We start from the raw sequence: 15,969 nt of genomic DNA, 5'->3' as shown, positions 1-15,969 counted from the left end.
AGCCGACACACCCGAAACGGACGGCATCCCCCTCATCGGACACGCCCGGCGTATCAATGGAAAGATGAACGACGGTGACGCCGCGCCCGCGCGTCGACATCGGCAAAATAGCTACAAGTAGCCGCACGTCGCGCGCCACTCGAGCACAATGCATTACGACCACAAGTCGACAAAATTCAACAACCCGAACACAACTGTCGAGGAGTCAAAAGACATGGCCTTCTCCGTCCAGATGCCAGCCCTAGGTGAGAGCGTCACCGAGGGAACTGTCACACGGTGGCTCAAGCAGGAAGGAGACACGGTCGAAGTCGACGAACCCTTGCTCGAAGTCTCCACGGACAAGGTCGACACCGAGATTCCGTCTCCCGTCGCCGGCGTCCTGACCAAGATCGTCGCGCAGGAAGACGACACCGTGGAAATCGGTGGCGAGCTCGCCCAGATCGGTGAAGCCGGCGAAGCCGCAGCACCCGCGGCAGAGGCACCCGCCCCCGCCGCCGAGGAAGCTCCCGCCGAGGAAGCGCCGGCTGCCGAAGCTCCCGCTGAAGAAGCTCCCGCTGCCGAGGCACCCGCCGCTTCGAGCGGTTCCGCTGAAGGTACCGCCGTGACGATGCCCGCCCTCGGCGAGTCCGTCACCGAAGGCACCGTCACCCGTTGGCTCAAGGCTGTCGGCGACGAGGTTGCCGTCGACGAGGCGCTGCTCGAAGTCTCGACCGACAAGGTCGACACAGAGATCCCGTCCCCCGTCGCCGGAATCCTGCTCGAGATCAATGCGCAGGAAGACGACACCGTCGAGATCGGTGGCCAGCTGGCCGTCGTCGGCTCCGGCACACCCGCCGCGGCTCCGGCACCCAAGGCCGCTCCCGCAGCACCGGCCGCACCCCCTGCCCCCAAGGCTGAAGCACCGAAGGCTGAGGCACCCAAGGCCGAGGCACCCAAGCCTGCTGCCGCACCGGCCGCCCCCGCTCCGAAGCCTGCTGCGGCTCCCGCACCGGCGGCTGCCCCCGCAGCTTCCGGCGACAGCAGCCCGTACGTCACCCCGCTCGTGCGCAAGCTCGCAACGGACAACGGCGTCGACCTCGCGACCGTCACCGGCACCGGCGTCGGCGGCCGCATCCGCAAACAGGATGTGCTCGCCGCTGCGGAGGCCAAGAAGGCTCCCGCCGCCGCTCCCGCTGCTGCAGCACCCGCGGCCGCACCGGCCGCCACCGCAGCCGCAGGCGTCCGACCCGAACTGGCACACCTGCGTGGAACCACGCAGAAGGCCAACCGTATTCGGCAGATCACGGCCACCAAGACACGTGAGTCGCTGCAGAACACCGCTCAGCTCACGCAGACCTTCGAGGTGGACGTCACCAAGATCGTCGCCCTGCGGGCCCGTGCCAAGGCCGGCTTCATCGAGCGCGAAGGCGTCAACCTGACGTTCCTTCCGTTCTTCGCCAAGGCAGTCGTCGAGGCGCTGAAGTCGCACCCGAACATCAACGCCAGCTACGACGAGGTTGCCAAGCAGATCACCTACTACGACGCTGAGCACCTCGGCATCGCAGTGGACACCGATCAGGGCTTGCTCTCCCCCGTCATCCACAACGCCGGCGATCTCGGCCTGGCCGGCTTGGCCCGCGCCATCGCCGACATCGCCAAGCGTGCACGCTCGGGTGGCCTGAAGCCGGACGAGCTCTCGGGTGGCACCTTCACCATCACCAACATCGGCAGCCAGGGCGCGCTGTTCGACACCCCGATCCTGGTACCGCCGCAGGCGGCCATGCTCGGAACCGGCGCGATCGTCAAGCGCCCGATGGTGGTCACCGACGAGAACGGCAACGAGTCCATCGGCGTTCGCTCGATGATCTACTTGCCGCTGACCTACGATCACCGTCTGGTCGACGGCGCCGACGCCGGCCGATTCCTCACCACTGTGAAGCAGCGGTTGGAAGAAGCCTCGTTCGAAGCTGATCTGGGCCTGTAAGCAACTGCTCGGCCGGCCGGGGCGTCATCTCCATCAGGAGGTGGCGCCCCGGCTTTTTCAGTACGGTCGGAGATATACGTTCGGATATCGAAGCACGCTGAATCGAAGGAGGCTTTCCGAATGCGAGTAGTCATCGCCGGCTCGTCCGGTTTGATCGGAACGGCCTTGGTGTCATCGTTGCGCTCCGACAACCACGACGTGGTGCGTCTGGTGCGACGCTCGACCGCCGGCCCCGACGAATCGCGTTGGGACCCGGACCACGACCGTCTGGACCTCTCCGTCCTGCAGGGCGCCGACGCCGTCGTGAACCTCTGCGGCGTCGGCATCGGCGACAAACGGTGGTCGGGTTCCTACAAGCAAGCGATCCGTGACAGCCGCATCGTCGCGACCGACGTCTTGGCCGAAGCGGTCGCGAGTCAGAAGGTTCCCGTCCTCGCCAACGCGAGCGCCGTCGGCTATTACGGCGACACCGGCGACAAGATCGTCGACGAGGATTCGCCGGCAGGCACAGACTTTCTCGCCACGACGTGTCGCGATTGGGAACTTGCCACCGAACCGGCGCGTGCGGCGGGTGCCCGCGTCGTCAATCTGCGGTCCGGCGTCGTGATTTCACCTCATGGGGGCATGCTCGGTCGGCTTCGGCGCCTTTATTCGTTCGGCCTCGGCGGGCGACTGGGCAACGGTCGCCAGTACTTTCCGTGGATCTCACTCGAGGACGAGTGCGACGCGATCAAGTTCGCGCTCACGAATTCCGAACTCTCCGGTCCCGTCAACCTGACCGGTCCGGCCCCTGTCACCAATGCCCAGTTCAATGACGCCATGTCCCGTGCGGTCCACCGCCCGGCTCCCTGGATCGTTCCCGGGTTCGCACTCGAAGCGTTGATCGGAGAATTCGCCAAGAGCGGCATCCTCGGTGGCCAGCGCGCCATTCCCGCAGCTTTGGAAAAGGCGGGATTCTCTTTCCGCCACAACACGATCGGCGAAGCGCTGGCGGCCGCACTCGGTTGATTCCGAAGTCGGGCGTAATCTCTACGTCCATGAGCAGCGCTGCCGTTTCCGCCCGGTTCTCGAAACTGCCGATCGCCGTCGAGCAACTCGGTTCGATCGACTACAACGCCGCGTGGGACCGCCAGCGTGAGCTCGCGGCTGCGCGGGCGGACGACATCGGACCGGACACGCTACTGCTCCTCGAACACCCGCCGGTGTACACGGCAGGACGACGCACGGAACCCGAAGATCGTCCCGTCGACGGCACGCCTGTCATCGACGTCGACCGCGGCGGGAAGATCACCTGGCACGGCCCCGGCCAGCTGGTGGGATATCCGATCGTGAAACTGGCCGAGCCCATCGACGTGGTGCGGTATGTCCGACGCATCGAGGAAGCACTGATCACGGTGTGCACGGACCTCGGCCTGAACTGCGGGCGCATCGACGGCCGCTCCGGCGTCTGGCTGCCCGCCGAACTCGCAAACGGGCAATGGAAGCCCGAGCGCAAGGTTTCTGCCATCGGCGTGCGCGTCCAACGGGGCGTGGCACTGCACGGCTTCTCCCTGAACTGCAATTCGGTCCTGACCGGATTCGACAACATCATTCCCTGCGGCATCCGTGACGCCGGGGTCACGACGCTGTCGCATGAACTCGGTCGCGACGTCACCGTGGACGAAGTCACTCCCGCTGTGACCGAGGCAGTGATCGCTGCTCTCGACGGAACCATGCCCGTCACCGAACGGAACGTCGAGCGCGTCACCTTCGAAAGCGCCTCGCCTACTCCGACTTTTACTACCGTTCAGTACAGCTGACGGGCTCGCCCGAACCCCGTTGCAGTAATCACCGGGCGTAGGATCACTGTCGTGACTATCGCCCCAGAAGGACGTAAGCTGCTCCGTCTCGAGATCCGAAACGCGGAGACGCCCATCGAACGCAAACCCAACTGGATCAAGACCCGAGCAAAGATGGGCCCCGAGTACACGGAGCTCAAGGGCCTGGTCAAGCGTGAAGGTTTGCACACCGTCTGCGAGGAAGCGGGCTGCCCCAACATCTACGAGTGCTGGGAAGACCGCGAAGCCACGTTCCTGATCGGCGGTGAGCAGTGCACACGCCGCTGCGACTTCTGCCAGATCGACACCGGCAAGCCCGAGGCTCTCGACCGCGACGAGCCCCGTCGCGTCGCGGAAAGCGTTCAGGCCATGGGCCTTCGGTACTCCACGATCACCGGCGTCGCCCGCGACGACCTCCCCGACGGCGGCGCCTGGCTCTACGCCGAGACCGTCCGCAAGATCCACGAACTCAACCCGGGCACCGGCGTCGAGAACCTGGTTCCGGACTTCAACGGCAAGCCCGAACTGCTCGACGAGGTCTTCGCCTCACGCCCCGAGGTCCTCGCACACAACCTCGAGACCGTCCCCCGCATCTTCAAGCGGATCCGTCCGGCATTCCGGTACCAGCGCAGCCTCGACGTCATCACCGCAGCACGCGACTACGGACTGGTCACCAAGTCCAACCTGATCCTCGGCATGGGCGAAACCCCTGAAGAGGTCACCGAGGCGATGGCAGATCTCCACGCCGCCGGTTGCGACATCCTCACCATCACCCAGTACCTGCGCCCCTCGCCCCGGCACCACCCCGTCGAGCGGTGGGTCAAGCCCGAGGAGTTCGTCGCACACTCGAAGGCTGCAGAAGAGATGGGCTTCGCCGGCGTCATGGCCGGTCCGTTGGTTCGCTCGTCGTACCGCGCCGGCCGCCTGTATGCGCAGGCCATGGCACATCACGGCCGCGAACTTCCCGAGGCGCAGCGTCATCTGACCGAGGGCGGCGACGCTTCCCAGGAAGCCAGCTCACTCATGGCGCGCCTGAATCGCTGATCCACTTTTTGCTGTGCGCCTTTATTAACCGCGGGCGGTTAGTAAAGGCGCACAGCAATGGACGTATCCTGGGTACATGGCGAACGGCAGCAAATCCGGTAAGGGCAAACCCACCAAAGAGGCAAAGGCTGCAGCGAAGGCTGCCCGCAAGCAGGCTTCCAAGGAACGTAGAACTCAGCTCTGGCAGGCATTCCAGATGCAGCGCAAGGACGACAAGCTCCTCCTGCCGCTGATGATCGGCACCCTCGTCGGTGCGGCTCTGGTCTTCTTCCTGGTCGGCTTCATCTGGGGCCTTCAGTGGTTCCTGCTGCCGATCGGCATCGTTCTCGGTCTCCTCGGCGCCTTCATCATCTTCGGTCGTCGCGTCCAGAAATCGGTGTACAAGAAGGCTGAAGGTCAGGCCGGTGCCGCTGCGTGGGCGCTCGACAACATGCAGGGTGCGTGGCGCGTCACGAATGCCGTCGCCGGCACTACCCAACTCGATGCCGTTCACCGCGTCGTCGGACGGCCGGGTGTCATCCTCGTCGCCGAAGGTTCGCCGCAACGCGTCAAGGGCCTCCTCGCGCAGGAGAAGAAGAAGACCGCCCGCCTCATCGGCGACACCCCGATCTACGACATCATCATCGGCAACGACGAGGGCCAGGTTCCGCTCTCGCAGCTCCAGCGCTACTTGAACAAGTTGCCCCGCAACATCGACACCAAGCGCATGGACAACATCGAAGGTCGCCTCGCTGCACTGAGCGCACGCGGCGGCGGAGCAGCGCTTCCCAAGGGCCCGATGCCCGGAGGCGCGAAGATGAAGGGAATGCAGCGAACCATTCGTCGTCGCTGACACTCCCCCACAGCAAAACGAAAGACCCGGGCCCACGGACCCGGGTCTTTCTTTACTTCGAGAAATTTGTGTCAGCGCGATTTCACGAGCAAAGTGCCGGTCGCGCGGTCCTGCATACCGCGACCGTCGATGTCGGTGATGGTCGCGGGAATCACGAACACAAGCAGTGCCTGACGTCCGAGCGCGCGCACGAAGCCCACTCGGATCGGGCCTTCGATACGCGCAACCTGAAGTCCGAGGACGAACTGCCCCGGGGTGAAGTTGAACAGAGCCACGGTGACGACACCGACGGCGAACCACACCATCAGCGTGACAGTCGAGGTCATACCGTCGAAGAAGTCGCCGGTGATGAGCGAGGCCACTCCCACAGCCATCACCCAATCCACCAACAGTGCCGCGATACGACGGCCCGAACCGACCAGCGAACCCGGACCCTCCTGAGGGAAACCGAGGAGCTCGCCACGGTACGACTGCTCACGGCCGTCCGCGCTCTTCGGCAAAGCTGCTTGCGGCCCAGAGAGCCAAGTTCCGGTGATACGTGCCATGCTGTCCAGGATAGGCGTCGCAGCACCGTAGTCCAGATTTGCCGGGTTTTAACTGTGTGGCCGGTCACATGGACTTCGGAAATCCCCAGGATGCTGCGACGCGTAACACTGCCGAAACAAAGGGTTGACGAGCGGGCAACACCAGCTCCCTACCGTCTGCCTCGACGGATTCAACCGACATCACTTGGCTGAAGCGACTTAAGGAGCACAAGCGTGGCGTTCACCACGGCCGAAGAGGTCATCAAGTACATCGCGGACGAGAACATCGAGTACGTCGACATTCGGTTCAGCGACCTGCCCGGCGTCCAGCAGCACTTCTCGATCCCGGCGTCTGCTTTCAACCAGGACGTGTTCGAGGACGGCCTCGCATTCGACGGATCTTCGGTCCGCGGATTCCAGTCGATCCACGAGTCCGACATGATGTTGCTTCCCGACGTCACCACGGCGCAGATCGACCCCTTCCGCAAGGCGAAGACCCTCAACATCAACTTCTTCGTGCACGACCCGTTCACCCGTGAGTCCTACAGCCGCGACCCGCGCAACGTTGCCCGCAAGGCCGAGGAGTACTTGGTCAGCACCGGCATCGCGGACACCGCATTCTTCGGCGCCGAGGCCGAGTTCTACATCTTCGACTCGGTTCGCTACGACTCCGGCATGAACTCCGCTTTCTACGAATTGGATTCCATCTCCGGTTCCTGGAACACCGGCGCAGAGACCAACGCCGACGGCTCCCCGAACCTCGGCTACAAGGTTCGCGCCAAGGGTGGCTACTTCCCCGTCGCTCCGTACGACCACTACGTGGACCTGCGCGACGAAATCTCCACCAACCTGACCAACGCAGGCTTCGAGCTCGAGCGCGGCCACCACGAGGTCGGCACCGGCGGACAGCAGGAGATCAACTACAAGTTCAACACGCTGCTCGCAGCGGCCGACGACCTGCAGCTATTCAAGTACATCGTCAAGAACACCTGCTGGCAGCACGGCAAGTCCGCCACCTTCATGCCGAAGCCGCTCTTCGGTGACAACGGTTCGGGCATGCACGTCCACCAGTCCCTGTGGAAGGACGGCAAGCCCCTCTTCCACGACGAGTCCGGCTACGCGGGCCTCTCGGACATGGCTCGCCACTACATCGGCGGCATCCTGCACCACGCTCCGTCGCTGTTGGCCTTCACCAACCCGACGATCAACTCGTACCACCGTCTGGTGCCGGGCTACGAAGCCCCCATCAACCTCGTGTACAGCCAGCGCAACCGCTCGGCAGCTGTCCGTATCCCGATCACGGGCAACAACCCGAAGGCAAAGCGTCTCGAGTTCCGCGCACCCGACTCCTCGGGTAACCCGTACCTCAACTTCGCTGCACAGATGATGGCCGGCCTGGACGGCATCAAGAACAAGATCGAGCCGATGGCTCCGGTCGACAAGGACCTCTACGAGCTTCCCCCGGAGGAGGCTCGCAACATCCCGCAGGCTCCGACCAGCCTCGAGACGGTCATCAACCGCCTCGAAGCCGATCACGAGTACCTGACCGAGGGTGGCGTCTTCACCACCGACCTGATCGAGACCTGGATCTCGCTCAAGCGCGAGCAGGAAATCGCTCCGGTCAACCTGCGTCCGCACCCGTACGAGTTCGAGCTCTACTACGACGTGTGATCCGCATCCTGACGTAAGTCAGACCTGCGAGTACCGAGTCCGCCCGTCCCGCTTCTGCGGGGCGGGTGGACTTGTTTCGTCCGAGGGAAACCCCTCGGACAGATGATGACCGGCCTTCATACCGGACGCGGTCGAATCGCGGATCAGCCGCGGGCACGTTGACCGATGGCCGCATTGTTGACGATATGGGCGATTCGACCTGCCCGTGTTGCGTCTCGAGCGGCACTGACGATCCACCACAGCATCTGTTTGCGGGCGCTGGGCGGAAAACTGTCCCAGTTGCTTCGCGCTTGCGTGTCCAGGTCCAGCGCCGCCTGCAAGTCAGATGGTTCCTCGAGGTCTTCGACTTGGTCGAGAATCGTCCACCAACCAGTGGATTTCGCGGCAGCAATGGCACCACGACCAGCAGCGGTCATGAGGCCACGCGCCTCCATATCAGCTGCGCGTTCGCGGTTGAGTCGGGTCCAGGAACTCTTGCGTCTCCGCGGTGTGAACAGTTGCAAATTGCGCTCTTCGTCGAAGACGGTGTTGGTGGAATCGATCCACCCAAAGCAGATCGCTTCCTCAACGGCCTGAGGGTAGGGGCAGCGTGGTCGGCTGGTGGTGGTGCGCCAGGAGCACAACCACACTCCGCGGCCTGACGTGTGATTGTCCGTCAACCAAGTTCGCCACTGTTCGCGAGTCTCGGCGTGGATGATCGGGTAGTCGAACTTCCACGTCTGAGGGTGGACGGAAGCCGGCGGCGATGATTTCGAATCGGTCACTTACTCTCCAGCCTAGAGGGAATCGGATACGTGTCTCGATAGACGAGGGGCCTGCGCAGGGAACACGTCCCCGCGGCAACTTGGACGTGAATGGTCTTGTCGCGCAATCCTCTTCTGACTGTCATGGTGGCGAGACCCTGAGGTGAAGGGCGAGCCGACTGACGGTGTCGGCAAGCTCGGTTGGTTCGATGACGACCACTGGGGCGGTGAGCGCAATGCGCGCAACCGTCATGGCGAGCCTGCCGAGATCTTCGCTGCGGATCTCGACAAGGCAGCGGTCCGCTGCCACCTCGATCGGTGTGTGGTCAATCCATCTGAGTACGCCCTCGAGGTCGGCGAACGTAGCTTCGATGGCGAGTTTTGCATCGTGGTGACGGGGTGGCGAGCCAACTGATCTCGCGACGAAGCCTGCCGCGTCACCGCCCGGGATCTCGCGTGGCGTGAAATGACTGCCTGCCAGCCAGGGCTCCGAGAGCCGGTCCAGTCGAAATGTTCGCCAATCCGAACGATGGTGGTCCCATGCTACGAGATACCAACGACGCCCCGCCGTGACAAGGCGGTGCGACTCGACGAGTCGTCTGCTGCTCTCGCCATCACCTCGCCGATAGTCGAAACGAACGTGCTCGTGGTCGCGACATGCCGCAGCGAGCACACTGAGTGCTTCGGGATCGACGATGTCGTCATTTGCCCGCCGCATGGAACTGACGCTCGAATGCAGTGCCGACACACGTCGGCGTAGTCGATGGGGCAGGAGTGTTTCGATCTTCGTCAGCGCGCGCAGCGCCGTTTCTTCGATGCCTCCGATGGCGGCCTCGGCGGCGTAGCGCAGTCCGACGGCTACCGCCACGGACTCGTCATCGTCGAGGATCAGGGGCGGCACGTGCGCCCCCGTTGCAAGTCGGTAGCCCCCGTATTTTCCGGACGTGGAATCGACCGGATAGCCGAGGTCGCGTAGGCGATCGATGTCGCGGCGCACCGTCCGCTGCGTGACATCGAGTCGTGCGGCAAGTTCGGCACAGTGCCAGAAGCGATGAGTCTGAAGGAGCGAGAGCAGTTGCAGTGCTCGGCCTGTGGGATCGTTCCGCATTTCTTCAGATTGCCAGCGATCTAGGACTTTATGTGTCCACGATGCTCCCTATCGTCGGAGCAACCGGTCGATCCAGACACGAGATCGGTACTCGACTCAAAGGAGCATCCGTGAATCCATCCGACTTCCCCAGGCCCGTCCTCATCCCAGTGAACGGCGTGGAACTCGAAGTCTTCGAAGCAGGGCGACACAATGCCGGGAAACCCATCGTGTTGTGTCACGGATGGCCAGAGCACGCCTATTCCTGGCGATACCAGGTGCCCGCCCTTGTCGAGGCGGGCTACCACGTCATCGTCCCGAACCAACGCGGCTACGGCAATTCGTCACGTCCGACCGAAGTGACGGACTATGACATCGAACATTTGGCGGGTGATCTCATCGCACTTCTCGATCACTACGGCTACGACGATGCCACCTTTGTCGGTCACGATTGGGGTGCCTTTGTCGTGTGGGGCCTTACCCTGTTGCACCCGGACCGGGTAAACAAAGTGATCAACCTGAGCCTGCCCTACCAGGATCGCGGAGAGCAGCCGTGGATTGAGTTCATGGAAGCCGTGCTTGGCGGTGATTTCTACTTCGTCCATTTCAATCGACAGCCGGGCGTCGCGGACGCGGTGTTCGAAGACAACACCTTCCGGTTCCTCCGCAACCTGTACCGGAAGAACGAACCCCTCAGGGAACCTCAGCCGGGTATGGCGCTGATCGATCTCGCCAAAGCAGAGACACCACTCGGTGAGCCCCTGATGAGCGATAGAGAATTGGCCGTTTTCGTCTCCGCCTTCGAATCGACAGGATTCACGGGCAGTGTGAACTGGTACAGGAACCTTGACCGCAACTGGCATCTGCTGGCGGAGGTGGACCCGATCATCCAACAGCCCACACTCATGATCTACGGCGACCGTGACGCGATCGCGAGAGCTGAGAACCTGACAGAGTTCGTGCCCAATGTGGAAGTAGTCAATCTCGATTGCGGTCACTGGATCCAACAAGAAAGACCCGAAGAGACCAACCAAGCGATCTTGAACTGGCTGGAACGGCAGGATGCCACATAGTTTCAAGGCTAGGTGCGGTCTCAGTGAAAATGTCAGTCTCATTCAAGTCCAGTAGGGGGCTTGATCCGGACCGACCGTCTTCGAGATTTGGCGAGAGCGGCGGTAAACAAACCATGCACTCAACCCGACGATGGGCACAAGCCAAATCCCGACAGAGAAGGCGACAGCGCGCCACACACCGACTCGCCCGGACACAGAAACCACATCGGCCGTTCCGACAAGACACAGGGAAAGCCAAATCAAGGCGAGAATGAATCCGCCGCCGTACAGAAGAAAGAATGCTTCGAATCCGTCCATGCAGTCCATTCCACTGTCGGCGCAGTCCTGAAGCCCAGCCGCACCGAGTAGGGAAATGTTCACGGTGGCGATGCTACGGGCCAGGGCGTCCCGAACTGCCGAACAAGCGGGCGGATTCGGCGATGCGAACGCCGCTCAGCCCGAACAGAGTAGAAGCCCCACCCCCGTGGGGAGGGCGGGGCTTCCTCTGGTCCGGCGCTCACGCACAGTGGGAGGGTGGTGGACATGCCGGACCGACGACACGGCAGGGAGTCAAGCTGCCGCGCCCAAGCGCTGACCTGAAGGAATGCGCCTGAGATCGTGGTTACGAGAACCATCAAACCAGACAAACTGGACGCATGTTCAGGAATCGCGAGATTCGACCCCCGCACGTCAGAAAGATCTCACTGCACCCGATAGGTTTCGCTGCGGCCAGGATCAACCAACCGCCGCATGATCTCGTACGCGCGGTCCGGATCCGTGTACGGCGGAATCATCATCAGAACGAGTTGACGACCATAGATGTCGTCGAGATACATCAAATCGTGGGGCTGGCCAGGGTACGGACCCCGCACTTCCAGTCCGTCGACCTCGTCGATACGACGCTGCGCGCTGCTGATCGTGTTCCAGTCGAACGCAACCCGCGCGATCGGCCCCAACCTCAGCGAAAGTGCGGATATCAGATCGTGAAGCTCCGCCGTGACGTTCGTGGTCCACGGGAACCACGCGCCGTCAACCGATGCCTTGACGGCACCTTGCCCACGAAGCAGGAATCGCGGAGTCCGCGTCGGCGACGGGAAAGGTTGCCCGACATGGCGCTGCGGCGCTTCCATTGCATAGTCGAGAGTGCTGATGTGCGCCATGACGAGGCTCCTTGACGGAGGATTCGTGGAACCGTCAGGCAGAGGTGCCCGGTCGTGGGTTCCATACCTTCAGACTACTCCGCTACGCAATCCCGACTACGCATCGACGGAAATGATCACGCCGGTGTCGCCGTACGGGAACGGACCATTACCGATGTGACCGAGGGTGTTGAAGAATTTCGAAATAGGCACCATCACACCGTATTTCGCTTTGACTTTGCTGCGGATCTCGTCGAATTCAGCTCCACCGCTCACCAACTGAGCGGTCCCGGTGACCGGCGACGCACCGTCGGCAACCTTTCCGCGGTTGTTGCACGGCACTACGGTGACGCGTGGGTTGTTTCGCAGACGCTTGGCCTTACCCGACTTCGAGGAAGTCCAGAAGCCGATACGTCCGTCAGGCAGAGGCACGACCCACGTCGGCGTGGCTACGCCGTCACCGCTCTTACGGAATGTGGTGACCGAGATCGTCTTCTCTTCGCCCAGGGACATGAAACGAGCGTATGCCTCCACGAACTCCACGACCATGCACACGAATGAATTTTCTCTGCCTCAGGCGTTTCAAAACGGACAATTATCCGGACGAAGGTGAACAACAGGTGCCGAGTGGTGGAAATGTCGCGGAACGACCACGTCTGAGGTCGATTTGAGGCCCGGAGGTGTTGGAACATGACTTCTCGTGAATGCGGAACTCATCGTTCTCCTCGTCGTCGTCGTAACCGCTCTGGGGTTCGACTTCACCAACGGTTTTCATGACACTGGCAACGCTATGGCCACGTCGATTGCAACCGGCGCCCTCAAGCCCAAGGTGGCAGTCGCTCTGTCTGCTTCCTTGAACCTGGTCGGAGCTTTCCTCTCGGTAGAGGTTGCTGCCACTGTGGCCAAGGGTGTGGTGAACCTCGGAAATGTGGGTGGCCAAGCGCTGCTCACCATCGTCTTCGCCGGCCTTGTCGGCGGCATCATCTGGAACCTGGCAACGTGGTTGCTCGGCATCCCCTCGAGTTCCTCACACGCGCTGTTCGGCGGACTGATCGGCGCCGCAATCGCGTCCCTCGGAATGAGCGGTGTCGCCTGGAGCGGCGTCCTCAGCAAGGTTGTCATCCCCGCAGTTCTCGCGCCCGTCGTGGCCGGCTTGGTTGCCGCGGCCGGCACCTGGCTCATCTACCGCATCACCTCCAACGTCGGAGAAGAAACCAAGGACAAAGGTTTCCGACTCGGCCAGATCGGTTCGGCTTCACTCGTTTCCCTCGCACACGGCACCAACGACGCTCAGAAGACCATGGGCGTCATCTTCCTCGCCCTGGTCGCCCACGGAACCATTTCCGCCGACGCGGACATGCCGTTCTGGGTCAAGCTCACCTGTGCGCTCGCGATCGCTGCCGGAACCTACCTCGGCGGTTGGCGAGTCATCCGCACTCTCGGCAAGGGACTTGTCGAGATTGCCGCACCACAAGGCATGGCAGCCGAAGCATCCTCTGCTGCAATCATTCTCACCTCCAGCCACCTCGGCCTTCCGCTCTCCACCACCCATGTGGCGACGGGTTCCATCATGGGAACCGGTCTGGGACGCAAGGGCGCCGAAGTTCGTTGGGGCGTAGCCGGACGTATGGCGGTCGCCTGGTTGATCACTCTTCCGTCCGCTGCAATCGTCGGCGCTCTGTGCTGGGGACTGGCCGACATCGTCGGCGGCCTGCCCGGTGTCCTGGTCGTCTTCGCCGTGCTCATCGCGTTGGCCGGCTGGATGTACCTGCGCTCCCGCAAGGAGCCCATCGATCCGAGCAACGTCAACGCCGAGTGGGACGGCGGCCTGGTGCCTGCAGAGGTCCCCGGTCCGGACGCCCGCGTCACCACCGACGCCAAAGCCTGAAAGAGGGAATCGACATGGATATCTTGAAAAACACCGTCGACTCGCTCTGGCAGGTCGTACTGGTCGGCCTCCTGCTGGGCGCCGGACTACCGGCGATCTTCGCAATCGGCCTGAAGTCGCTCGACGCCGGACAACGTGGCAGTGGCGGCGGGAGCACTGCCGTCGCGGCTCGCAGTCCGTTGGCCGTGGCAGGCGCAGTGGTGTGCTTCGCGGTCGTGCTCATCGCGATCGTCACCGGAATCCTCTTCATCATGCAGGGCTTCCTCAGCCACACATTCGGCATCGAGATCTTCTGATCCCGTGCGCCCTCACGAGCGGAAAGACATCACCGTGACTGCACCGACTCCATCCCTTCCTCAATCCATTCTTGACTGGCTTCGCGCCGGCTACCCCGAAGGCATACCGCCCAAGGACCGCATTCCGCTGGTCGCATTGCTACGACGCAAACTCTCGGACGCGCAAATTCGAGACATTGCCATCGGCGCTGCACTCGCAGAACTGAGCGACGTCAACAGCGACCAGGTGATCTCGAGCGACGAGATCAGCGCTCAGATCGCCGATCTGACGAGCCAGACTCCCTCGGACGAGGACATCGCGCGCGTTGCCTCCGTCCTTGCTGCCGCCGGGTGGCCCCTCGCTGATCTCGACAACCACTGAAGCTCGATTCGTTGAGTCTTCCACCACTTCTGGCTTCGATACTCGGCTGGCTGCGTGCCGGGTATCCGAACGGTGTGCCGGAGCAGGACTACGTCCCTTTGATGGCCCTGCTCCGGCGACAACTGTCCGACGACGAGATCGCCGTTCTTGCTGACGATCTCGTCGCCGGCTTTCCGCTTCCGGTCGATCCGATCGACTTTCCCGGTTCGGTCGATCCGATCGACATCGGCGTCCTCATCACCAAGGTCACCGACGATATTCCGCACGAATCGGACGTCGCTCGGGTACGTGAACACCTGATTCGTGGAGGTTGGCAAATCGTGGCACAACCTCCGGTCGACGACGCCTGACGGCATTACGGTAAATCGGACCAGTTTGATAACGAACCGGTAACGGTGCCGTCGAGGTCAATACAGACCACTTAGTGTCATAAGGAATTCCGCGCCTCGGGGGGCTCGGTCGGATTTCGGTGTGCAAGCACCTTTGGGGCGGGAGTGATACATGCACGAGGCTCACACAGATTTGGCGAAGAACCCAGATATTTCGAACCCGGATCTTTCGAGAAACCGTATTTCGAAACGAATCAAGCGTCGGATCCTGGGCCTCGCAGCGACAGCACTCGCACTCCCCCTGACCGCAGGCCTGATCAGCGGATCGGTAGCGACCGCAGCGCCCGCGCGTACCGCCCCGGCCGGTGGCTACGAGGAAGTGTTCGTAGACTCGTCGATGGGACCGATCAAGGTTCAGATCCAGTGGGCTTCGCGCGGCGGCAACGCGGCGCTCTATCTTCTCGATGGCCTACGAGCACGCGACGACCGAAACGCATGGAGTTTCGAGACCAACGCTCTCGAGCAGTATCGCGGCGACAACGTCACGCTGGTCATGCCGGTCGGCGGGCAGTCCAGCTTTTACTCCGACTGGTATGCGAACAGCAATTTGAATCGCCAGCCGGTCACGTACAAATGGGAAACCTTCCTCACCCAGGAACTTCCCGCCTATCTGGAATCGCGCGGCGTCTCCCGAACCAACAACGGCGTGCTCGGACTGTCCATGGGTGGCAGCGCGGCACTGACGCTAGCCGCCTACCACCGCGATCAGTTCAAGTTCGCCGGTTCGCTCTCGGGATACCTCAACATCTCAGCTCCAGGCATGCGTGAGGCGATCCGGGTGGCCATGGTCAGCGCCGGGTCCTTCAATGTCGATGCAATGTGGGGACCGCCGTGGAACCCCGCTTGGCTCCGCAACGATCCCTTCGTGTTTGCACCCGAACTGGCTGGGCTCTCGCTGTACATATCCGCTGCGAGCGGCCTACCCGGGCAGTTCGATCAACCGCGTCGTCCCGTCGACTTCGTAAACACCGGTAGTGCAATCGGCCTCGAAGCACTGGCCTTGATGAACTCACGCGCATTCCAGTTGCGCATGAACTCGCTGGGAATTCCGGCAACGTACAGCTTCCCGGCCAACGGCACGCATTCGTGGCCGTACTGGGGTGCGGAATTGTGGAAGGCCCGAGGCCAGATCCTCGACACCCTCGACGCTTGGTGAACTGACA

General features: G+C 62.6%; 17 protein-coding genes. 12 read left to right on the top strand and 5 right to left on the bottom strand.

Annotated elements, in window-relative coordinates; all coding sequences use genetic code 11:
* The first annotated feature begins 214 nt into the window (after nt 1-214).
* The 5 genes from sucB (at nt 215) to QM609_RS08690 (ending at nt 5,656) form a co-directional block, all read left to right on the top strand.
* Nucleotides 215-1,963: a 2-oxoglutarate dehydrogenase, E2 component, dihydrolipoamide succinyltransferase gene (sucB, locus tag QM609_RS08710; RefSeq protein WP_283337268.1), complete on the top strand. Its 1,749-nt coding sequence runs from the start codon at nt 215-217 to the stop codon at nt 1,961-1,963.
* Between the two features lie 120 nt (nt 1,964-2,083).
* Nucleotides 2,084-2,971, top strand: coding sequence for a TIGR01777 family oxidoreductase (locus QM609_RS08705; RefSeq protein WP_003941584.1), 888 nt, complete (start codon nt 2,084-2,086; stop codon nt 2,969-2,971).
* Between the two features lie 29 nt (nt 2,972-3,000).
* Entirely contained in the window at nt 3,001-3,762 is a 762-nt protein-coding gene (lipB, locus tag QM609_RS08700; RefSeq protein WP_003941602.1) for a lipoyl(octanoyl) transferase LipB, read from the top strand.
* Nucleotides 3,763-3,813: 51 nt separating this feature from the next.
* A complete protein-coding gene (gene lipA / locus QM609_RS08695; RefSeq protein WP_003941610.1) occupies nt 3,814-4,824 on the top strand; it encodes a lipoyl synthase in 1,011 nt (336 codons plus the stop codon).
* 76 nt (nt 4,825-4,900) lie between these two features.
* Complete coding sequence (locus tag QM609_RS08690) at nt 4,901-5,656, top strand: DUF4191 domain-containing protein (RefSeq protein WP_050656429.1); 756 nt, start codon at nt 4,901-4,903, stop codon at nt 5,654-5,656.
* 71 nt (nt 5,657-5,727) lie between these two features.
* Here the strand turns inward: QM609_RS08690 and QM609_RS08685 are convergent, their stop codons facing one another.
* Nucleotides 5,728-6,201 carry an RDD family protein gene (locus QM609_RS08685; RefSeq protein WP_003941579.1) on the bottom strand — a complete coding sequence of 158 codons (474 nt, stop codon included), beginning with the start codon at nt 6,199-6,201 and terminating at the stop codon, nt 5,728-5,730.
* A gap of 213 nt (nt 6,202-6,414) precedes the next feature.
* Here QM609_RS08685 and glnA point away from each other — a divergent pair, with 213 nt between their 5' ends.
* A complete protein-coding gene (glnA, locus tag QM609_RS08680; protein ID WP_003941609.1) occupies nt 6,415-7,851 on the top strand; it encodes a type I glutamate--ammonia ligase in 1,437 nt (478 codons plus the stop codon).
* Between the two features lie 143 nt (nt 7,852-7,994).
* On the opposite strand, the gene QM609_RS08675 is transcribed toward glnA, so the two are convergent.
* Together QM609_RS08675 and QM609_RS08670 are read right to left on the bottom strand one after the other, a co-directional pair.
* On the bottom strand, nt 7,995-8,615 hold the full coding sequence (locus tag QM609_RS08675) for a YdeI/OmpD-associated family protein (RefSeq protein ID WP_042445829.1): 621 nt from the start codon (nt 8,613-8,615) through the stop codon (nt 7,995-7,997).
* A gap of 121 nt (nt 8,616-8,736) precedes the next feature.
* Complete coding sequence (locus QM609_RS08670) at nt 8,737-9,702, bottom strand: helix-turn-helix transcriptional regulator (protein WP_007735427.1); 966 nt, start codon at nt 9,700-9,702, stop codon at nt 8,737-8,739.
* 110 nt (nt 9,703-9,812) lie between these two features.
* On the opposite strand from QM609_RS08670, the gene QM609_RS08665 reads away from it, so the two are divergent.
* The gene (locus QM609_RS08665) at nt 9,813-10,754 is read left to right on the top strand and encodes an alpha/beta fold hydrolase (RefSeq protein ID WP_042445952.1); all 942 of its coding nucleotides are present in this window, start codon (nt 9,813-9,815) and stop codon (nt 10,752-10,754) included.
* 680 nt (nt 10,755-11,434) lie between these two features.
* Here QM609_RS08665 and QM609_RS08660 read toward each other — a convergent pair.
* Both QM609_RS08660 and QM609_RS08655 read right to left on the bottom strand, forming a co-directional pair.
* Nucleotides 11,435-11,893 carry a DUF5994 family protein gene (locus QM609_RS08660; protein WP_003941615.1) on the bottom strand — a complete coding sequence of 153 codons (459 nt, stop codon included), beginning with the start codon at nt 11,891-11,893 and terminating at the stop codon, nt 11,435-11,437.
* Between the two features lie 96 nt (nt 11,894-11,989).
* Nucleotides 11,990-12,385: a PPOX class F420-dependent oxidoreductase gene (locus tag QM609_RS08655; protein WP_042445944.1), complete on the bottom strand. Its 396-nt coding sequence runs from the start codon at nt 12,383-12,385 to the stop codon at nt 11,990-11,992.
* 187 nt (nt 12,386-12,572) lie between these two features.
* On the opposite strand from QM609_RS08655, the gene QM609_RS08650 reads away from it, so the two are divergent.
* The 5 genes from QM609_RS08650 (at nt 12,573) to QM609_RS08630 (ending at nt 15,962) form a co-directional block, all read left to right on the top strand.
* Nucleotides 12,573-13,760 (top strand): inorganic phosphate transporter, encoded by a 1,188-nt coding sequence (locus tag QM609_RS08650; RefSeq protein WP_007735433.1) that lies wholly within the window; start codon nt 12,573-12,575, stop codon nt 13,758-13,760.
* A 14-nt stretch (nt 13,761-13,774) separates the two neighbouring features.
* Entirely contained in the window at nt 13,775-14,056 is a 282-nt protein-coding gene (locus QM609_RS08645) for a hypothetical protein (RefSeq protein ID WP_003941641.1), read from the top strand.
* 34 nt (nt 14,057-14,090) lie between these two features.
* Nucleotides 14,091-14,417, top strand: coding sequence for a DUF3349 domain-containing protein (locus QM609_RS08640; protein ID WP_003941653.1), 327 nt, complete (start codon nt 14,091-14,093; stop codon nt 14,415-14,417).
* Between the two features lie 11 nt (nt 14,418-14,428).
* A complete protein-coding gene (locus tag QM609_RS08635) occupies nt 14,429-14,767 on the top strand; it encodes a DUF3349 domain-containing protein (RefSeq protein ID WP_007735437.1) in 339 nt (112 codons plus the stop codon).
* 151 nt (nt 14,768-14,918) lie between these two features.
* On the top strand, nt 14,919-15,962 hold the full coding sequence (locus QM609_RS08630; protein WP_178377298.1) for an alpha/beta hydrolase: 1,044 nt from the start codon (nt 14,919-14,921) through the stop codon (nt 15,960-15,962).
* Nucleotides 15,963-15,969 lie beyond the last annotated feature (7 nt).

The organism is Rhodococcus sp. IEGM 1302 (genome assembly GCF_030056935.1).
Taxonomy (GTDB): Bacteria; Actinomycetota; Actinomycetes; order Mycobacteriales; family Mycobacteriaceae; genus Rhodococcus_F; species Rhodococcus_F qingshengii.
The sequence above is the reverse complement of the archived record's forward strand: the minus strand, read 5'-3'. Positions and strand labels throughout refer to the sequence as shown.